The sequence below is a fragment of the Telluria sp. PB2R4 genome, from assembly GCF_059685695.1.
The window spans coordinates 631,227-648,451 of sequence record NZ_JCASIC010000001.1; the positions used below are offsets into that span (position 1 = coordinate 631,227).

Sequence of the window (17,225 nt, forward strand, 5' to 3'; positions counted from 1 at the left end):
TCATGCGCAGCACGAAGTGTACTCAAGCAACATGTCTTCGACAAACAATTTTGCCGACAAGGGGTGGTCCGCCACCGCGCGGCGCTCGTTGGCGGCCTTGATTGCCCGGTTCAGGCTGGCCGTATGCACTCTGCCCGCCAGGGCCGTGAGTTCCTTCCGGTAGCGCGGGTAATAGCGGATCCGGCCAGAGAGCTTGTTCGATAACACATCGTACAGCCAGCGCTGCTGCCAGGCGACCAGCGCCGGCAGCGAGGCCTTCGACAGCTTGTCGGCCGCGCGCAAGGCACCGTCGACGCTTGGCGTGGCCAGGAAGTGCAGCAGCGCCTCCATGTCTTCGCGGCTGCCGGCTTCGGCTTCCTGCAGCGCCGCCAGTGGCGCGCCGCCCTGTTCGAGGAGCCAGCTGTCGGCGTCCGCCACCCCTTGCTGGGTCAGCCAGGCCAGCGCTTCATCATGGCCCGGCATCGGCAGCGCGAACTTGCGGCAGCGCGACAGGATGGTCGGCAGCAGGCGGTCCAGGCTGTTCGAGGCGAGCAGGAACACGGTGCCCGGCGGCGGCTCTTCGAGGGTCTTGAGCAGCGCATTCGAGGCCGGCATGTTGAGCGCTTCGGCCGGATACAGCACCACCACCCGCAAGCCCTGCCGGTGGGTGGAGATGTTCATGAAGTCGCCCAGCGCCCGGATCTGTTCGATCTTGATCTCTTTCGAGGGCGCCTTGGTCGACTTTGCCTTGCCGGCTGCGGGTGTGGCCGATTCTGCGCCCTCCTCGGCTTCGCCGCCCGGATCGTCTTCGAGCGCTTCCGGCCGCACGCGGCGGTAGTCCGGGTGGTTGTTCTGCAGGAACCAGCCGCAGGACGCGCAGGTCGCGCAGGCGTGGCCGTCAGGGCGTACGTTCTCGCACAGCAGCGCCTGGGCGAAGCTTTCCATGAAGTCGGCCTTGCCCACGCCGCGCGGACCGTGGAACAGGATGGCGTGCGGCAGGCGTTCGCGCATCTGCTGCAGCTGGGTCCATGCCGCATGCTGCCAGGGGTACATCGTCAAAACAATTTCTCCAACACTTGGGCCAAGTGGTCCTGGATGTCCGCGATCGTGCGGGTCGAGTCGATCACCACGATCCGCCCGGGGAATTGCGCTGCGCGGCGCAGGTATTCGTTGCGGCACTTTTCAAAAAAATCCGCCTGTTCGCGCTCGAACTTGTCGAGCGTGCGGGTGGCGTCCAGGCGCTGCCGCGCCACATCGAGCGGCACGTCGAACAGCAGGGTCAGGTCCGGCTGCAGCGCCGGGTGCACCCACTGTTCCAGCGCTTCCATCTTGCTGCGATCCATGCCGCGCCCACCGCTCTGGTAGGCGAAACTGGCATCGGTGAAGCGGTCCGACAGCACCCAGTCGCCACGCGCCAGCGCCGGCTCGATCACCCGCGCCATGTGTTCGCGGCGGCTGGCGAACATCAATAAGGCCTCGGTTTCCAGGTGCATCTTCTCGTGCAGCAGCAGGTCGCGCAGCTTTTCGCCCAGCGGCGTGCCGCCCGGCTCGCGCGTGGACACGACCAGCTTGCCGCGCCGGGCGAGCAAATCGGTGACGAAACCGATGTGGGTCGACTTGCCGGCGCCGTCGATGCCTTCGAAGGTGATGAATTGTCCCTTCACGCTCATTGGTTGGTCCGCCGCTGGAACTGGTTGACTGCCCGGTTATGGTCGTTCAGGTTGTCCGAAAACTGGCTGGTGCCGTCGCCGCGCGCCACGAAATACAGGGCTTGCGTCTTGGCCGGCGCCAGCGCGGCGCCAAGTGACTGCACGCCCGGCAGCGCGATCGGCGTCGGCGGCAGTCCGGTACGCGTGTAGGTATTGTAAGGGGTGTCGGCCAGCAGGTCTTTCTTGCGGATGTCGCCGGCGAAGCGCTCGCCCATGCCGTAGATGACGGCCGGGTCGGTCTGCAGCATCATGCCGACCCGCAGGCGGTTGACGAACACGCCGGCGATCATGTTGCGCTCGCTCTTTTGCCCGGTTTCCTTCTCGATGATCGAGGCCATGATGAGGGCTTCGTACGGGGTCTTGTAGGGCAGGCTCGGGTCGCGCCCTTCCCAGGCGGACTTCAGGTGGCTCAGCATGGCCTGGTGGGCCTGCTTGTAGATCGCCAGTTCGGACGAGCCCTTGGCGAACAGGTAGGTATCCGGGAAGAACAGGCCTTCCGGATCCTTGTATTCGGTCGAGATCTTCTTCATCAGCTCTTCGTCCGACAGCTTGACGGTGTCGTGGCGCAGGCGCTGGTGTGCGGCCAGGGCGGCGCGCATCTGCTTGAAGGTCCAGCCCTCGACGATGGTGACGGCTTCCTGGGCGAACTCGCCGCGCACGATCTGGGCCAGCAGGCGCCGCGGCGTGGTGTCGGGCTTGAGCTCGTAGCTGCCCGCCTTGATCTTGCCGGCCTGGCCGGTCACCCGCGCCAGGATGTTAAACAGCTGTGGGTTGACCGGCACGCCGGCCCTGGTCATCTGCTGGGCGGCCGCGCCCACGCTTGCACCCGGGTTGATGCTGAATTCGACCACCTTGCCGCCGGTATCGAGCGGGTTCTTGGCCCAGTACGAAAAGCCGGCGACCGCGGCCACCGACACGATGACGCCGGTGACCAGGAGTTTTTTAATGAATGCCATGTTTTTTTGTTGTGGTTTTTTGCGAGGGTTTGACTGCCCTCGGCGCGATTTTGCCGACATCTTTATAATGAACCCGTAATGATAAAGCTTATTTGCTACTTCATTTGCTAATTCAATTGCTAATACTAACTGGATTTATGCTCAACTGGACAGATACGCTTACCGCGCACGGCGCCCGCTTTTGTATTGACGACGCTACGCAAGTCGAGGACTTCGGCCGCGCCTTGAGCGCCGCCGAACTCGCCGACGGCTTCGTCGCCCCGGTCACCGACCTCGGCATCATCGCCGTTGCCGGTCCTGAAGCCGCCGCTTTCCTGCACAACCAGCTGACCAACGACGTCGAACACCTCGGCCGCGGCGAGGCACGCCTGGCCGGCTACTGCACCCCGAAGGGCCGTCTGCAGGCGAGCTTGCTGTACTGGCGCGACGATGATGCCGACAACGACGCCGTCTACCTGCAGCTGCCGCGCGCCATCCAGCCGCCGCTGCAAAAGCGCCTGAGCATGTTCGTGCTGCGCGCCAAGGCCAAGCTGCGCGACGCCACCGAGGAAGCGCCGTTTGCGGCCGTGCTGGGTGTGGGTGGCGCAAACGCCGAAACCGCCCTGCGCCGCCACGTGGCCGAGCTTCCGGCCGCGCCCTATGGCAAGGTCGACGGGCCGCTTGGTACCGTGATCCGCCTGCCGGACGCCTTCGGCGCCCCGCGCTACCTGTGGCTGGCGAATCCGGACACCGCCAGCGCCGCGTTGCCGAAACTGGCGGACGAGCTGGCGCTGGGCGGCAACCAGGCCTGGCACCTGGCCGCCATCCACGCCGGCGTTCCGCAAATAACGGCGGCCACCCAGGAACAGTTCGTGCCGCAAATGGTCAACCTCGAGCTGCTGGGCGGCGTCAATTTCAAGAAAGGCTGCTACCCGGGCCAGGAAATCGTCGCACGCAGCCAGTACCTTGGCAAGCTCAAGCGCCGTACGGCACTGGCGACGGTGGCCAATCCGGCGGCGCGCGCAGGCGACGAAGTGTTCTCCATGGCCGACCCCGACCAGCCCTGCGGCATGGTGGTCAACGCGGCCGCGAACGGCCTGGGCGGCGCCGACCTGCTGGTCGAGATGAAGCTGGCCGCGCTCGGCGAAGACGTGCGCCACGGCGCCGCGGGCGGACCGGCGCTGAGCTTCCAGCACATGCCTTATCATCTCGACGCGATCGACGTTTGACGATGATCGACCTGTACGTCTACTACAAGGTGCGCGACGCCGACGCCGCCAGCCTTGCTCCCCGGGTGCGCGCCATGCAGGCGCAGCTGGCTGGTAGCGCCAATGCGCCCGCACAGCTGAAGCGCCGGCCGGAAGCGCGCGACGGCCTGCAGACCTGGATGGAAGTCTATCCGTCGGTACCAGCCGGCTTCGCCGACGCCGTCGAGGCGGCGGCGCTCGCTGCCGGCCTGCACACGACTATCGAGGGGCCGCGCAGGTCCGAAATCTTTACGGATCTACTCCCATGTGCCTGATTGTCTTTGCCTGGCAAGTGCTGCCGGGTGTGCCCATCCTTGCCGCGGCCAACCGCGACGAATTCTACGACCGCCCGGCCACCCCGGCCGCGCCCTGGCCTGCGCACCCGCACGTGATCGCCGGCCGCGACCTGCTGCACGGTGGCAGCTGGATGGGTGTGACGACGACCGGGCCCAACGGCCCGAAGTTCGCCGCCCTGACGAATATCCGCGGCCCTGCCGAGCGACGCGAGAACGCGCCTTCGCGCGGCGACCTAGTGGCCGGCTTCCTCACCGGCTCGCAGTCTGCGCCGGCGTACCTGGACACCATCATCGCGCGCGGCGACGTCTACAACGGCTTCAACCTGGTGCTGGGCGACCGCGACACCCTGTACTGGTACTCGAACCGCGGCGGAGACGACCCGCGCAACGGCCAGCCGCTCGAGCCTGGCCGGATCTACGGCATCTCGAACGGCCTGCTGGATGCGCCCTGGCCCAAGGTGCTGCGCACCAAGGCGCAGTTCGCCAGCCTGCTGTGCCAGGGGGCGCCGGAAGACGCCTACTTCGAGATGCTGGCCGACACCACCCGCGCGCCCGACCTGCGCCTGCCGGAAACCGGCATGCCGATCGAGGTCGAGCGCATGCTGTCGCCGGTCTGCATCGAGATGGAAGGTTATGGCACCCGTACCTCGACGGTGGTCAAGCTGTACCGTGAGGGGGAGCCGGAATTGCATGAGCGGGTAGTGCAGCCAGATAGCCTCGCTACCTGAGCCGGCGCAAGCCGCCCCCACTCCCCCACGCGTGGGGGCATTACATTTGCGCGACATATTTACGCGCAAGGCGGCTCTAACATTGTTTCCCAATGGCAATCACATAAGGGAACACAATGAGCACTCCACTGAAACGCCTTGCCGTCCTGACCCTGCTGGCATGGGCCGCCGGCACCCCGTTCGCGGCCCACGCCGAGGCGCCACCGGCCCCGGCCAACAAATGGGTCACCGGCTACTACGGCGCCTACTTCTGGGACAACGCCGACTACCAGGCTCCCGAGCACGTCGACATGACCGCGATGACGCACTTCGTGTTCGCGCGCATCGGCCCGGGCGGCGGCAAGGCTGGCCGCGCGGGCGAGATCGTGCTGGGCGCCGGCAGCGCCCATGACCGGCGCGACCTCGGCCCCGGCGCGGCCTGGGACAAGACCGTCGAGGAATACCTGATCATGCGCGCCCACCAGGTGGGCACCAAGGCGATCATCATGCTCGGCGGCGAAGGGGACAACGCCGGCTTCATCGCTTCCTCGCAGCCGGCGGTGCGGCCAGTCTTCGTGAAAAACCTGGTCGACTACATGGTCGCCAAGGGCTACGACGGCGTCGACGTCGACTGGGAAGGCATCGCGGACAAGGCCGTCGAGGAGCAGGCCCTGTTGGAGGCCCTGATCGCCGACATCCGCAAGGAAGCGAATGCGCGTCCGCGCTACCAGGCCGAGCCGGTGATCATCACCTTCCCGGCCGGCATGCTGAACACCAACATCGACAAGGTCAGCGAGCACCACAAGCGCGTGGCCGGCCTGGTCGACCAGTACAACTTCATGAGCTACGGCATGGGCTGGTTCGGCCAGGGTTGGACCTCCACCACCTTCGCGCCGCTGACTGGCCACAAGGGCTCGCGCCCGATGTCGATCGCCAGCACCATCCAGATGTACGAGGACGCTGGCATCCCGCGTTCGAAACTCGGCATGGGCCTGGGTTTCTACGGCATGAACTACGCGCCGCCCTACACCGGTCCGGACCAGGAAACCGACGGCGACCTGAGCCAGTGGTCGGTGTTCGACGTGCGCTGGAACTACGCCCAGCTGCACAAGCACGGCTACCTGGACAAGGGCATCCATGCCTGGGACGAGGAGACTCAGACCAGCTACCGCACCTACCCGGGCGGCTACACCCCGGCCACCCGTACCGACTGGGCGACGGGCTACCTGAGCTACGAGGAACCGGCGACCATCGCCGCCAAGGGCGCCTGGGCGCACTCGACCCGCGCGGGCGAAGGCGCGGCCGGCACCATCATCTGGCTGGTCAACTACGGCAGCACCGACGGCGTCAACAACCCGCTGTTGACGGCCACCAAGAAGGCCTTCCTGGATCCGAATGCGGAGGAACCGGGCCCTTACCCGAACCCGCTGCCGCCAGCGCCCGTGCCTCAGGTAGCGGTGAGCTTCGCCAAGCCGAACGACTGGGGGAGCGGCTGGTGCGGCACCATGACGGTGAAGAACGTCGGCACGGTTGCCGGCTGGTTCGTGGCGGAGACCGACTTCCCGGACACCATCACCTCGCTCTGGAACGGCACCTACACGCTGGAAAACAACAAGCTGGTCGTGAAAGGCATGAACTGGAACAAGATGCTGCGTCCGGGCGACCAGACCGAGATCGGCCTGTGCGCGACGCGGCCGGCCAAGCCCGTGGAAACGCCGCCCGAACTGCCGGCCGGCGCCCTCACCGCCAGGCTGGTGATCACCGGCGACTGGGGCAGCGGCTACTGCGCCAAGGTGGCGGTGACCAATACCAGCACCGTGAAAGCAGTGCGCTGGACGGTAGCGTTGCCGGTGCAGGGTACGCCGAGCGGGCTGTGGAACGGCAAGTACACGCTGGAGAACGGCATCATGCGCCTGCAAGGTGCGGACTGGAATCCGGACCTGGCGCCGGGGGCGACCAATGATGATGCTGGGTTCTGTGCGAGCCGGTGAACTGCCAACGTGCGTTCAACGGTCGCAGGTCTAGTTGCGACCCCGGACACCCGCCCGCAACATGTCCCACAGCTGCGGCATCGCCGCATACGGATCGGCCGGCGGCTTCGCGTGCACCATCGCCTCGAAGCGTTCCACCGCCGGCTCCAGCGCGTCCGGGTGTGTGTAGATGTAGAACTGTCCCGCGCGAATCGCGTCGAAGGTGATCCGGGCCACATCCTGCGCCGTCAGCTTGCCCGACTCGACCGCCTTCTCGGTCAGCATCCGGGCTGCCATCTGGCTGGCGGTGGGGCGCCCGTGACTGGCCAGCTCGTCCGGACGGTTGCGCTCGGAATGGGCGATCCCGGTCGGCACGAAGTACGGGCACAGCACCGAGGCCTTGATGGGCGCGTCGACCAGCTGCAGGTCGTGGTGCAGGGTCTCGGTGAGCGCCACCACCGCGTGCTTCGAGACGTTGTAGACGCCCATCGCGGGCGGCGTCAACAGCCCGGCCATCGAGGCCGTGTTGACGATGTGCCCTTCGAAGTCGCCGTTGCGCGCCGCGCATTCGAGCATCACCCGGGTGAACACGCGCACCCCATGGATCACGCCCCACAGGTTTGCGCCCAGCACCCACTCCCAGTCCTGTTCCGAGCTCTCCCAGATCAGGCCGCCCGAGCCGACGCCCGCGTTGTTGAAGACCAGGTTGACGCAGCCGAAGCGGGCGATGGCCGAGTCAGCCAGTTCCTGCACATGCGAACCCTTGCTGACGTCGCACACCATCGACAGCACCTCGGCGCCTTGCGCCAACAGCTCTTCGGTGGCGTGTTCGAGCGCCTTCGGCTGGACGTCGGCCAGCACCAGTTTCATGCCCAGGCCGGCCGCCGTGTTCGCGAACTCGCGTCCCAGGCCGCTGGCTGCGCCGGTGATGACGGCCACCTTGCCGTGAAAGTCCTTCATCTTCGCTCCCCCTCGTATTCCGTTCAGACTGCCGACACGCCTCCGTCGACGGCCAGTATCTGTCCGGTGATGTGCTTGCCCGCATCGGAAGCGAACAGCACCACCGCGCCCTTCAGGTCCTCGTCGTCGCCCAGGCGGCCCAACGGCGCATCCTTGGCCAGGTTCTCGGCGCCGAACGCGGCCAGCACGCCCTTGGTCATTTTCGAAGGGAAGAAGCCCGGCGCGATCGAATTCACGGTGATCCCGTAGCGGCCCCATTCGCCGGCCAGCGCCCGCGTGAAGTTCACGACCGCCCCCTTGGAGGTGTTGTAGGCAATGGTCTGCATGGTGCCCGGCGGGTTGCCGGCCAGGCCAGCGATCGACGAGATACTGATGATACGCCCGTAGCGGCGCGGAATCATGGACAGTTTGGCGACCGCCTGGGTGACCAGGAAAATGCTGCGCACGTTCAGGTCCATCACCTTGTCCCAGGCCTCGAGCGGGTAGTCCTCGGCCGGCGCGCCCCAGCTGGCCCCGGCATTGTTGACCAGGATGTCGATGTGGCCGAGGCGGGCGATGGCCTCCTGCACGAAGCCCTGCACCCGGGTTTCGTCGGACAGGTCGGCGGCGATGGCGGAAGCATCGATGCCGCGCTCCTTCAGGTGGGCGACGGCCGCGTCGAGCTCGTCCTGCTTGCGCGCGGAAATCACGACGCGCGCGCCCTGCTCGCCGAGGGCTTCGGCCATCTGCAGGCCGAGGCCGCGCGAGCCGCCGGTGACGACGGCGGTCTTGTTCTGGAGTGAAAAGAGTTGCTGGGTGGTGCGCATGGGTGGCCTCCGTCCGCTCGTCAGATCTCGTAATCCATGCACTGGCGCCCTTCGCGCACCGCGCCGATGAAGGGCACCACCGCCTTGTGGGTCGGATGCTCGATATACGCCTGGAGCGCTGCGCGGTCGGCGAATTCCGAATACAGCACCACGTCGTAGGTCGCTTCCAGCCCCGGCTGGGCCAGTACCACCTCGAACCTCAGCTGTCCCGGCACGATATTCGCACATGCATCCAGCCGGCGCTTCATCTCGCGCGCATTGCTCGCCTTGTCAGCGCCTTCGGCTTCGTCCTTCAACTTCCACATCACGATATGTTTAATCATTCCACTTTCCTTACAAAAATCGATTTGGGCAAGTCGAGATTATCATGACAAGTACGGTCGTTCGTAAAGTTTTTGGCAAGTCACATTGCGCGCCGCAGCATGTCGATCGCCAGAGTGTAAACACACGCGCAGTTACAAAGTTGCTGCTTTTGCACAGCTCATCTGTAAGCTTCGTGTAAGTTTGGAGTAATCATCGTGTAAGGAAACCGGCACACACTCCGCGACAGCTGACAAACAATCAGCATTTCCGAAGCCTTTAATACCTATACGGAGACACACATGGCAATCACACCCGGAATGACCGCCGGCGGGAAGGCGGCACCTTCCTCCAGAGGGCTCACCAAGGAAGAGCGGAAAGTCATCTTCGCTTCCTCGCTCGGCACGGTGTTCGAGTGGTACGACTTCTATCTCTACGGCTCGCTTGCAGCCATCATCGCCAAGCAGTTTTTCATCGGCGACCCGACCACCACCTTCATTTTCGCACTGATGGCCTTCGCGGCCGGCTTCATCGTGCGCCCCTTCGGCGCCCTCGTGTTCGGCCGGCTCGGCGACATGATCGGACGTAAGTACACATTCCTGATCACGATCCTGATCATGGGCGCCTCGACCTTCCTGGTCGGGCTGTTGCCAAGCTACGCGACGATCGGCATCGCAGCGCCGATCATCCTGGTGTCCCTGCGCATCCTGCAAGGCCTGGCGCTGGGCGGCGAGTACGGCGGCGCGGCCACCTATGTGGCCGAGCACGCGCCGGAAGGCCGTCGCGGCTACTTCACGGCCTACATCCAGACCACCGCGACCCTCGGCCTGTTCCTGTCGCTGCTGGTCATCCTCGGCACCCGTACCGCCGTGGGCGAAGAAGAGTTCCAGGCCTGGGGCTGGCGTATTCCCTTCCTGATCTCGGTCGTGCTGCTGGGGATCTCGGTCTGGATCCGACTGGCGATGAACGAATCGCCGGCCTTTGCCAAGATGAAGGCGGAAGGCAAGACCTCGAAGGCGCCGCTGACCGAATCCTTCCTGAAGGCGAAGAACGCCAAGATCGTTTTCCTGGCGCTCGTCGGCCTGACGATGGGCCAGGCGGTGGTGTGGTACACCGGCCAGTTCTACGCGCTGTTCTTCCTCCAGCAGACCCTGAAGATCGATGGACCCACCGCGAACATCCTGGTCGCGATCGCGCTGGCACTGGCGACCCCCTTCTTCATCGTCTTCGGCATCCTGTCCGACAAGATCGGCCGTAAATGGATCATCCTCGGTGGCTGCCTGATCGCCGCGGCGACCTACTTCCCGATCTTCAAGGCCATCACCCACTACGGCAACCCGGCGCTGGAGCGCGCCATCCAGACCGCGCCGGTGGTGGTCGTGGCCGACCCGGAAACCTGCCATTTCCAGGTCGATCCGACCGGTACCAAGAAGTTCCCGTCCTCGTGCGACATCGCCACCCGCATGCTGACCGCCGCCTCGGTGAGCTACACCATCCAGGATGCGCCAGCCGGCTCGGTAGCGGCGGTCAAGGTGGGCGACACCACCTTCCAGTCCTTCAATGCCGTCATGACGCCGGATAACCTGAACTTCGACGCCGCGTCGAAGACCCAGGAAGACGCGCTCAAGAAACAGGTGACCGGCGCCTTGAAGGCCGCCGGCTACCCGGAAAAAGCCGACCCGGCAGAGGTGAACAAACCGATGCTGGTGCTGCTGCTGTTCATCCTGGTGCTCTACGTGACCATGGTGTACGGCCCGATCGCGGCCATGCTGGTCGAGATGTTCCCGACCCGGATCCGCTACACCTCGATGTCCCTGCCCTACCACATCGGCAACGGCTGGTTCGGCGGCATGCTGCCGACCATCTCCTTCGCGCTGGTCGCATTCAAGGGCGACATCTATTATGGCTTGTGGTATCCGATCATCATCGCGCTGATCACGGTCGTCATCGGTGGCCTGTTCGTCCGCGAGACCAAGGATAACCAGATCTACGCGGACGACTGATCATCGTCGGTCAACACGACAATGCCGCTGGAGACAGCGGCATTTTTTTTTATCCGGCGGCGCGTGCCGCGCGCCGGGGCCGGCTAGCGTCTGGCCGGATCGAGCAGCTTGCTGGACGGGGCGGTCAAGAGCACGGCGAGCCAGCCGATGAAGCTCAGGCACTTCCAGATACCGCCGAAGCACAGGAAGTGGACCAGCCACTGCGCCCAGTTCTCCGGCGAGCCCAGGCCGGCCGCGCGCAGCATCGGCAAGGTCAGGAGCGCGCTCAGCGCCGCCAGGCTGCCGACGAACCACCACTTTTGCGCCAGGTTCGTCCTTATCACATTCGTCATCGTCATCCCGTATTGGTTGAAACGCCATCGATGCTAGCACCGTCGGCGGTGGATAAACTCACGAATCCTCACATCCGTCGACACTAGTCCTCGCGCAGCGCGACGCCCGCCAGCTTCCAGCGCCACAGGCCTTGCCGGTCGAGGAGGAAGGCGACCCCGCCGCCGTCCGCCCGCTGCACGACGACCTGTTCCCAGCTGCGGTACGACAAGTCGTAGTTCACTTTCTCGCGCGGGCGCGCGTCCGCAGGCGCAGCCGGTTCCAGCGGCCGGACCCGGATATCGCCGGCATCGAGCATCGCCGCCACCCCGGCCGGCGATACGGCCGCATCGACCACCGGATCGACGACGGCCAGTACCATCCGCTGCCCCAGCGCCGCAAACGGGTTCTTGCGGCGCTCCTCCTGCGCCCCGCCGGCACTGAGGCGGCGCATCAGCTGGAGCTTGACGCTCTCGCGCAGCCGCGGGAAATCGACGTACTGGGCCAGCGCCTGGACGTCGCGCGCCTCGACGGCGGCGCGCATCCGGTACAGCTGCCAGTGCGGGCTGGCATAGACGGCGGCGGCCAGGAGGGCAGCGAGGATGGCGGTTCCAATCAGGGCAGGCTTTTTCTTCATGGCGAGTACGGGAAGGTGGCGAGGCCGCCAGTATAGGCAGGGCTGCGGCGCACACGCGCGCGCCAGGCGCCGGCATCGCGCTACCATCCGAACACAAACTCGAGAGGAGCGGCCCGTGTTCGAACAGGTGGAAGGCCAGGTACAGGCTGCGGTCGAATGGCTGCGGCTGTTCGTGGAAGCGCTCGGCGCGCTGGTGATCGCGGCCGGCGTCGCGCTGGTGGTGCTGGCGCTGGCGCGGCACCTGCTGTTCGACCGCGGCGGCAGCTTCATTCCGATCCGCCTGCGCTTCGCGCGCTACCTGACGCTCGCGCTCGAGCTGCAGCTGGCGGCCGACATCCTGTCGACCTCGGTAGCGCCGACCTGGGACCGGATCGGCAAGCTGGCCGCCATCGCCGTGATCCGGACCGCCCTCAACTACTTCCTCAACAAGGAACTGCAAGCCGAGAGCGCGGCCGAGGGTGCGCCCGACGCGCAGCGCCCCAAGGCGGCGCCGCCCGAAGCGCTCAGCCGCTGAAGCCCCTGCCCTCCGCGGCCAGGCGCTCGAGCAGCGGCGCCGGCTTCCATGCATCGCCATGACGGCCGCCGGCGTAGGTGCGGACCGCCTCCAGCACGGCCGGCAGGCCAACCGTGTCGGCGTAGAACATCGGGCCGCCGCGGTGCAGCGGGAAGCCGTAGCCGCTCAGGTAGACCATGTCGATGTCGGAGGCGCGCAGCGCGATGCCTTCTTCCAGGATCTTCGCGCCTTCGTTCACCAGTGCAAACACCAGGCGCTCGACGATCTCGGAATCAAGGATCTCGCGCCGTTCGAGGCCGAGGTCTTGCGAATGCCGCACGATCATGTCGTTCACCGTCTGCGAAGGCGTGGCCTTGCGCTCGCCCGCCGCGTAGTCGTACCAGCCGGCGCCGCTCTTCTGGCCGAAGCGGCCCGCTTCACACAACAGGTCGGCGGTCTTCGAATAGGCGATCTGCGGCGACTCGATCGCGCGGCGCTTGCGGATGTACCAGCCGACGTCGTTGCCGGCCAGGTCGCTCATGCGGAACGGGCCCATCGCGAAGCCGAAGCGCTCGATCGCACGGTCGACCTGTTCGGGCAGCGCGCCTTCGTCCAGCAGGAAGTAAGCCTGGCGCAGATACTGTTCCAGCATGCGGTTGCCGATGAAGCCGTCGCACACGCCCGAGACCACGCCCGTCTTCTTGATCTTCTTCGACAACCCCAGGCAGGTGGCCAGCACGTCCTTGCCGGTTTCCCTGCCGCGCACGATCTCGAGCAGCTTCATGACGTTGGCCGGGCTGAAGAAATGCAGGCCAATCACGTCCTGCGGGCGCGCGGTAAAGGCAGCGATGCGGTCCAGGTCGAGCGTCGAGGTATTCGACGCCAGGATCGCGCCCGGCTTCATCGTCGCGTCGAGCTGGCGGAACACCGACTCCTTCACGCCCATGTCCTCGAACACGGCTTCGATCACGATGTCGCTCGCGGCGATGTCGGCATAGGACAGCGTGCCCGTGATGAGACCGATGCGCTGTTCGCACTTCTCCTGCGTCAGCTTGCCTTTCCTGACGGTGTTCTCGTAGTTCTTGCGGATCGTGGCCAGGCCCTTGTCCAGCGCGTCCTGCCTGGTCTCGAGGATGGTGACGGGGATGCCGGCGTTGGCGAAATTCATGGCGATGCCGGCGCCCATCGTGCCTGCGCCGATCACGGCCGCGCGCTCGATTCTCCGCACCGGGGTGTCCGATGGCACGTCCGGCACCTTGCTTGCCGCACGCTCGGCCATGAAGGCGTGGCGCAGGGCTTGCGATTCCGGCGTTTGCATCAGGTGCAGGAAGCGCTCGCGCTCGAATTTCAAGCCGTCCTCGAAGGGCATGGTCACCGAGGCGGCGACGGTCTCGACACACTCCACAGGTGCCGGGAACGGGCCGGCCATCGCCCTGGCCGACTCACGCGAGGACTGCAGGAAAGCTTCGTGATTCGGGTAATCGACCTGGCGGTCGCGCACTTTCGGCAGGGGCCGAACACCGGCGACCTTGCAGGCGAAGGCGACGCTCGCCGCCACCAGGTCGGTCCCGGCCGGGAAGACCTCGTCGAACAGCGCGGTACCGGCCAGTTTTTCCGATGGCACCGGCGTGCCCGACACCACCATGTTCAGGGCCATCTCCAGGCCGACCATGCGCGGCATGCGCTGGGTGCCGCCGGCGCCCGGCAACAGTCCGAGCTTCACTTCCGGCAGCGCGATCAGGGCGCCAGGCAGCGCCACGCGGTAGTTGCAGCCCAGCGCCAATTCCAGGCCGCCACCCATGCAGACGCTGTGGATCGCCGCCACCACCGGCTTGCTGCAATCCTCGACCACCCGGATCAGGGTGTGCAGGGTCGGCTCGGCGAGCGCCTTGGGCGAATTGAATTCGCGGATGTCGGCGCCGCCCGAGAAGGCCTTGCCGGCGCCGGTGAGCACGATGGCCTCGATGGCGTCGTCGGCTTCGGCGCGGCGGATCGCCTCGACGGCGGCGGTCCGGGTCGCGAGGCCCAGGCCGTTCACCGGCGGATTGTTCAGGGTCACCACGGCAACATTGCCTTGCACGGTGTAGTCGGCGCTCATGTCTCTCGTTCTCCTTGTGGGTGGTATCGGCTATCCGCTTCACTATACAACACAAAAGCACGCCCGTATTATTTTACGAAGCCTCCGTGTATGCCAGAATAGCGCCCCGACCACGCTACCGCTTACGAACATGGAAAAACTGATCGCGCAACTTGTCCGCCTCTACCTGTTGCCCGAGCTGACCACGCCCGAAGAACTGGCACGGCACTTCGGCGAAGGCCATCCGCTGGCGCTGCCGCTGGTCTCGGGCGACGACCTGACGCGCGCCATCGTCATCGATTTCGCCCGGGACCGCCACAGCGCGCCGGACCGGCACTGGACCGACCTGTGCGCGGTAGCGAACCGCCTCCAGGAGGCCTACGGATTCCCGGCGCCCGCCGTCAGCATCACCGGGGTCAACAGCTTCCGCCTGTGGCTGTCGCTGGAGGAGCCGGTGCCGCTGGGCGATGCGCGCCGCTTCCTGTCGATGCTGCGCGACGCGCACTTCCCGGAACTGGACCTGCAGGCCACCACGACCGTCGAACTGCCGCCCTGCCGCAATGCGGCCTCGAGCAAGTGGGCGGCCTTCATCCATCCGGGCATGGGCGCCTCGTTCGCGGAGGAAGCGGGACTGGACGCGGCGCCGCCGGTGACGGCGCAGGTGGGCTTCCTGGAAGGGCTGGAAAGCATCGGCAAGGCGCAGTTTTTCGATGCGCTGGTGTCGATGAAGCAGTCCGATGCGGCGATGCCAGCTGCGGCGCCGATCGAGCCGGCGGCGAAGGAAGGCTTGCTGCTGAAGGATGCCACGCTCGAGGACATCGTGCGCCATCTGCACGCGATGAACATCGAGCCGACGTTCCGTCACCTGCTGTCCAGGTAGCGCGCCTGTGATGGCCCGGCAGACGCATGCTGCCGGCACCAGGGGAAGTTTTTTTTCATCGTCGGAATGGCGTTGCCGACGCTCACGCGCTGGGCAGCCGGTGCTCGAAATAGATGTCGCGCAGCTTGTTCTTCTGAATCTTGCCGGTGCCACCCATCGGCAGCGCCTCGGTGAAGACGACGTCGTCCGGGATCCACCACTTGGCCACCTTGCCCTCGTAGAAGGCCAGCAGCTCCTCGCGCGACACCTCCGCGCCGGGGCGCTTGACCACCACCAGCAGCGGGCGCTCGGCCCACTTCGGATGGGTCACGCCGATGCAGGCCGCCTGCAGCACGGCCGGATGGGACATCGCGATGTTCTCCAGGTCGATCGAGCCGATCCACTCGCCGCCCGACTTGATCACGTCCTTGCTGCGGTCGGTGATTTGCAGGTAGCCGTCGGCGTCGATGGTGGCCACGTCGCCGGTCGGGAACCAGCCGTCGGCAAGCACATCGCCACCCTCGCCGCGGAAGTAGCCGGAAACCACCCACGGTCCCTTCACCAGCAGGTGGCCTTGGGTAGCGCCATCCCAGGGGAGCTCGCTGCCGTCGTCGTCGACGATCTTCATGTCGACGCCATAGATCGCATGCCCCTGCTTGCGCAGCACGGCGCGCTGCCCTGCCTCCGGCAGCGCCAGGTGCTTGCCCTGCAGGGTGCAGGCGGTGCCGAGCGGCGACATCTCGGTCATGCCCCAGGCGTGCACGACCTGCACGCCGAGCTGGTCGATGAGGGTGTCCATCATGGCCGGCGGGCAGGCCGAGCCGCCGATCACGGTGCGGCGGAAGCTCGAGAAGCGCAGCCCGTTCTGCATGACGTGATTGACCAGGCCGAGCCAGACGGTCGGCACGCCGGCCGAGAAGGTGACGCCCTCTGCCTCGAACAGCTCGTAGAGCGACTTGCCGTCCAGCGCCGGCCCCGGGAACACCATCTTCGCGCCCGACAGCGGCACCGAGTACGGCAGGCCCCAGGCGTTCACATGGAACATCGGCACCACCGGCAGCACCACATCCAGACTCGAGACGTTGAGGGCGTTCGGCATGGCCGACGCATAGGCGTGCAGCACGGTGGAGCGGTGCGAATACAGGGCGCCCTTGGGGTTGCCGGTGGTGCCCGAGGTGTAGCACAGGCTTGCCGCCGAGCGTTCGTCGAACTGCGGCCAGGCATAGTCGCCCGACGACGATGCGACCAGGTCCTCATAGCACAGCAGCATGCGGATGCTGGTTTCCTGCGGCATGTGGGCGCGCTCGCACATCGCCACGTAGCCCTTGATGGTCTTGCAGTGGCGCGCCATCGCCTCGATCGCGGGCAGGAAAGTCATGTCGAAGAACAGGTACTGGCCTTCGGCGTGGTTGATGATGTAGGCGATCTGCTCCGGGTGCAGGCGCGGGTTGATGGTGTGCAGCACCGCGCCCGACCCCGACACCGCATAGTAGAGCTCCATGTGGCGGTAGCCGTTCCAGGCGAGCGTTGCGACCCGGTCGCCCAGGCCCACGCCGAGGCGCTGCAGCGCCTGGGCCATGCGGCGGGCGCGCGCTTCGCATTCGCGGTAGGTGTAACGGTGGATGTCGCCTTCCACCCGGCGCGAGACGATCTCGGTGCCGCCGTAGTGACGGGCGGCGAATTCGATCATGCTCGAGACCAGCAGCGGCTGGTCCATCATCTGGCCCATCAGCGGGCTGAGCGGGTAAGCGGCGGAAGCGTCGGTCGTCACGGCGGTCATCGGGTCTCCAGGGACGGATTAACAACGGGCGAGTGTCGGCCGCTCCGTGAGATTTCGTCAATGCAATTCGATTGCGCGGCGCAGCATGCCGGGGTGTTCAGGTGCGCTAACGGAATCGGCCCGGTACGGTAGAATCCTGCCAGTACCGCTTGCATAAG

At 66.0% G+C, this 17,225-nt stretch carries 17 protein-coding genes; 7 read left to right on the forward strand and 10 right to left on the reverse strand.

Annotated elements, in window-relative coordinates; genetic code table 11:
- Genes AC56LU_RS02745 through mltG form a run of 3 tightly spaced genes read right to left on the reverse strand, consistent with a single transcriptional unit; the run spans position 1 to position 2,644 of the window.
- Positions 1 to 1,032 carry a DNA polymerase III subunit delta' gene (locus AC56LU_RS02745; protein WP_497174206.1) on the reverse strand — a complete coding sequence of 344 codons (1,032 nt, stop codon included), beginning with the start codon at positions 1,030 to 1,032 and terminating at the stop codon, positions 1 to 3.
- Positions 1,033 to 1,034: 2 nt separating this feature from the next.
- Positions 1,035 to 1,649 carry a dTMP kinase gene (tmk, locus tag AC56LU_RS02750; RefSeq protein WP_497174064.1) on the reverse strand — a complete coding sequence of 205 codons (615 nt, stop codon included), beginning with the start codon at positions 1,647 to 1,649 and terminating at the stop codon, positions 1,035 to 1,037.
- Positions 1,646 to 2,644 (reverse strand): endolytic transglycosylase MltG, encoded by a 999-nt coding sequence (gene mltG / locus AC56LU_RS02755; RefSeq protein ID WP_497174065.1) that lies wholly within the window; start codon positions 2,642 to 2,644, stop codon positions 1,646 to 1,648. Before mltG ends, tmk begins: the two co-directional genes overlap by 4 nt.
- 137 nt (positions 2,645 to 2,781) lie before the next feature.
- On the opposite strand from mltG, the gene ygfZ reads away from it, so the two are divergent.
- The 4 genes from ygfZ to AC56LU_RS02775 all read left to right on the forward strand — a co-directional run bounded on the left by ygfZ (position 2,782) and on the right by AC56LU_RS02775 (position 6,864).
- Positions 2,782 to 3,852 carry a CAF17-like 4Fe-4S cluster assembly/insertion protein YgfZ gene (gene ygfZ / locus AC56LU_RS02760; RefSeq protein WP_497174066.1) on the forward strand — a complete coding sequence of 357 codons (1,071 nt, stop codon included), beginning with the start codon at positions 2,782 to 2,784 and terminating at the stop codon, positions 3,850 to 3,852.
- 2 nt (positions 3,853 to 3,854) lie between these two features.
- Positions 3,855 to 4,145, forward strand: a complete 291-nt coding sequence (locus tag AC56LU_RS02765; RefSeq protein WP_497174067.1) for a DUF4936 family protein — start codon at positions 3,855 to 3,857, stop codon at positions 4,143 to 4,145.
- The gene (locus tag AC56LU_RS02770; protein ID WP_497174068.1) at positions 4,136 to 4,894 is read left to right on the forward strand and encodes an NRDE family protein; all 759 of its coding nucleotides are present in this window, start codon (positions 4,136 to 4,138) and stop codon (positions 4,892 to 4,894) included. The genes AC56LU_RS02765 and AC56LU_RS02770 overlap by 10 nt, the downstream gene beginning before the upstream one ends.
- 116 nt (positions 4,895 to 5,010) lie before the next feature.
- Entirely contained in the window at positions 5,011 to 6,864 is a 1,854-nt protein-coding gene (locus AC56LU_RS02775) for a glycosyl hydrolase family 18 protein (protein ID WP_497174069.1), read from the forward strand.
- 30 nt (positions 6,865 to 6,894) lie between these two features.
- Here the strand turns inward: AC56LU_RS02775 and AC56LU_RS02780 are convergent, their stop codons facing one another.
- Genes AC56LU_RS02780 through AC56LU_RS02790 form a run of 3 tightly spaced genes read right to left on the reverse strand, consistent with a single transcriptional unit; the run spans position 6,895 to position 8,932 of the window.
- Positions 6,895 to 7,803, reverse strand: coding sequence for an SDR family oxidoreductase (locus AC56LU_RS02780; protein ID WP_497174070.1), 909 nt, complete (start codon positions 7,801 to 7,803; stop codon positions 6,895 to 6,897).
- Between the two features lie 23 nt (positions 7,804 to 7,826).
- The gene (locus tag AC56LU_RS02785) at positions 7,827 to 8,609 is read right to left on the reverse strand and encodes an SDR family oxidoreductase (protein ID WP_497174071.1); all 783 of its coding nucleotides are present in this window, start codon (positions 8,607 to 8,609) and stop codon (positions 7,827 to 7,829) included.
- Between the two features lie 20 nt (positions 8,610 to 8,629).
- The gene (locus AC56LU_RS02790; protein ID WP_497174072.1) at positions 8,630 to 8,932 is read right to left on the reverse strand and encodes a Dabb family protein; all 303 of its coding nucleotides are present in this window, start codon (positions 8,930 to 8,932) and stop codon (positions 8,630 to 8,632) included.
- Between the two features lie 279 nt (positions 8,933 to 9,211).
- On the opposite strand from AC56LU_RS02790, the gene AC56LU_RS02795 reads away from it, so the two are divergent.
- Positions 9,212 to 10,912, forward strand: coding sequence for an MFS transporter (locus tag AC56LU_RS02795; RefSeq protein WP_497174073.1), 1,701 nt, complete (start codon positions 9,212 to 9,214; stop codon positions 10,910 to 10,912).
- 83 nt (positions 10,913 to 10,995) lie between these two features.
- Here AC56LU_RS02795 and AC56LU_RS02800 read toward each other — a convergent pair whose 3' ends face one another.
- Together AC56LU_RS02800 and AC56LU_RS02805 are read right to left on the reverse strand one after the other, a co-directional pair.
- Positions 10,996 to 11,244 carry a hypothetical protein gene (locus AC56LU_RS02800; protein ID WP_497174074.1) on the reverse strand — a complete coding sequence of 83 codons (249 nt, stop codon included), beginning with the start codon at positions 11,242 to 11,244 and terminating at the stop codon, positions 10,996 to 10,998.
- Positions 11,245 to 11,327: 83 nt separating this feature from the next.
- Positions 11,328 to 11,858, reverse strand: a complete 531-nt coding sequence (locus AC56LU_RS02805; RefSeq protein WP_497174075.1) for a DUF2939 domain-containing protein — start codon at positions 11,856 to 11,858, stop codon at positions 11,328 to 11,330.
- Positions 11,859 to 11,973: 115 nt separating this feature from the next.
- On the opposite strand from AC56LU_RS02805, the gene AC56LU_RS02810 reads away from it, so the two are divergent.
- The gene (locus tag AC56LU_RS02810; RefSeq protein WP_497174076.1) at positions 11,974 to 12,372 is read left to right on the forward strand and encodes a DUF1622 domain-containing protein; all 399 of its coding nucleotides are present in this window, start codon (positions 11,974 to 11,976) and stop codon (positions 12,370 to 12,372) included.
- Here AC56LU_RS02810 and AC56LU_RS02815 read toward each other — a convergent pair.
- Entirely contained in the window at positions 12,362 to 14,449 is a 2,088-nt protein-coding gene (locus AC56LU_RS02815) for a 3-hydroxyacyl-CoA dehydrogenase NAD-binding domain-containing protein (RefSeq protein ID WP_497174077.1), read from the reverse strand. The two genes, AC56LU_RS02810 and AC56LU_RS02815, sit on opposite strands and share 11 nt — an antisense overlap.
- A gap of 130 nt (positions 14,450 to 14,579) precedes the next feature.
- Here AC56LU_RS02815 and AC56LU_RS02820 point away from each other — a divergent pair, with 130 nt between their 5' ends.
- The gene (locus AC56LU_RS02820) at positions 14,580 to 15,308 is read left to right on the forward strand and encodes a hypothetical protein (protein WP_497174078.1); all 729 of its coding nucleotides are present in this window, start codon (positions 14,580 to 14,582) and stop codon (positions 15,306 to 15,308) included.
- An 82-nt stretch (positions 15,309 to 15,390) separates the two neighbouring features.
- Here AC56LU_RS02820 and AC56LU_RS02825 read toward each other — a convergent pair whose 3' ends face one another.
- Positions 15,391 to 17,067 (reverse strand): 3-(methylthio)propionyl-CoA ligase, encoded by a 1,677-nt coding sequence (locus AC56LU_RS02825; protein ID WP_497174079.1) that lies wholly within the window; start codon positions 17,065 to 17,067, stop codon positions 15,391 to 15,393.
- Positions 17,068 to 17,225: the final 158 nt, after the last annotated feature.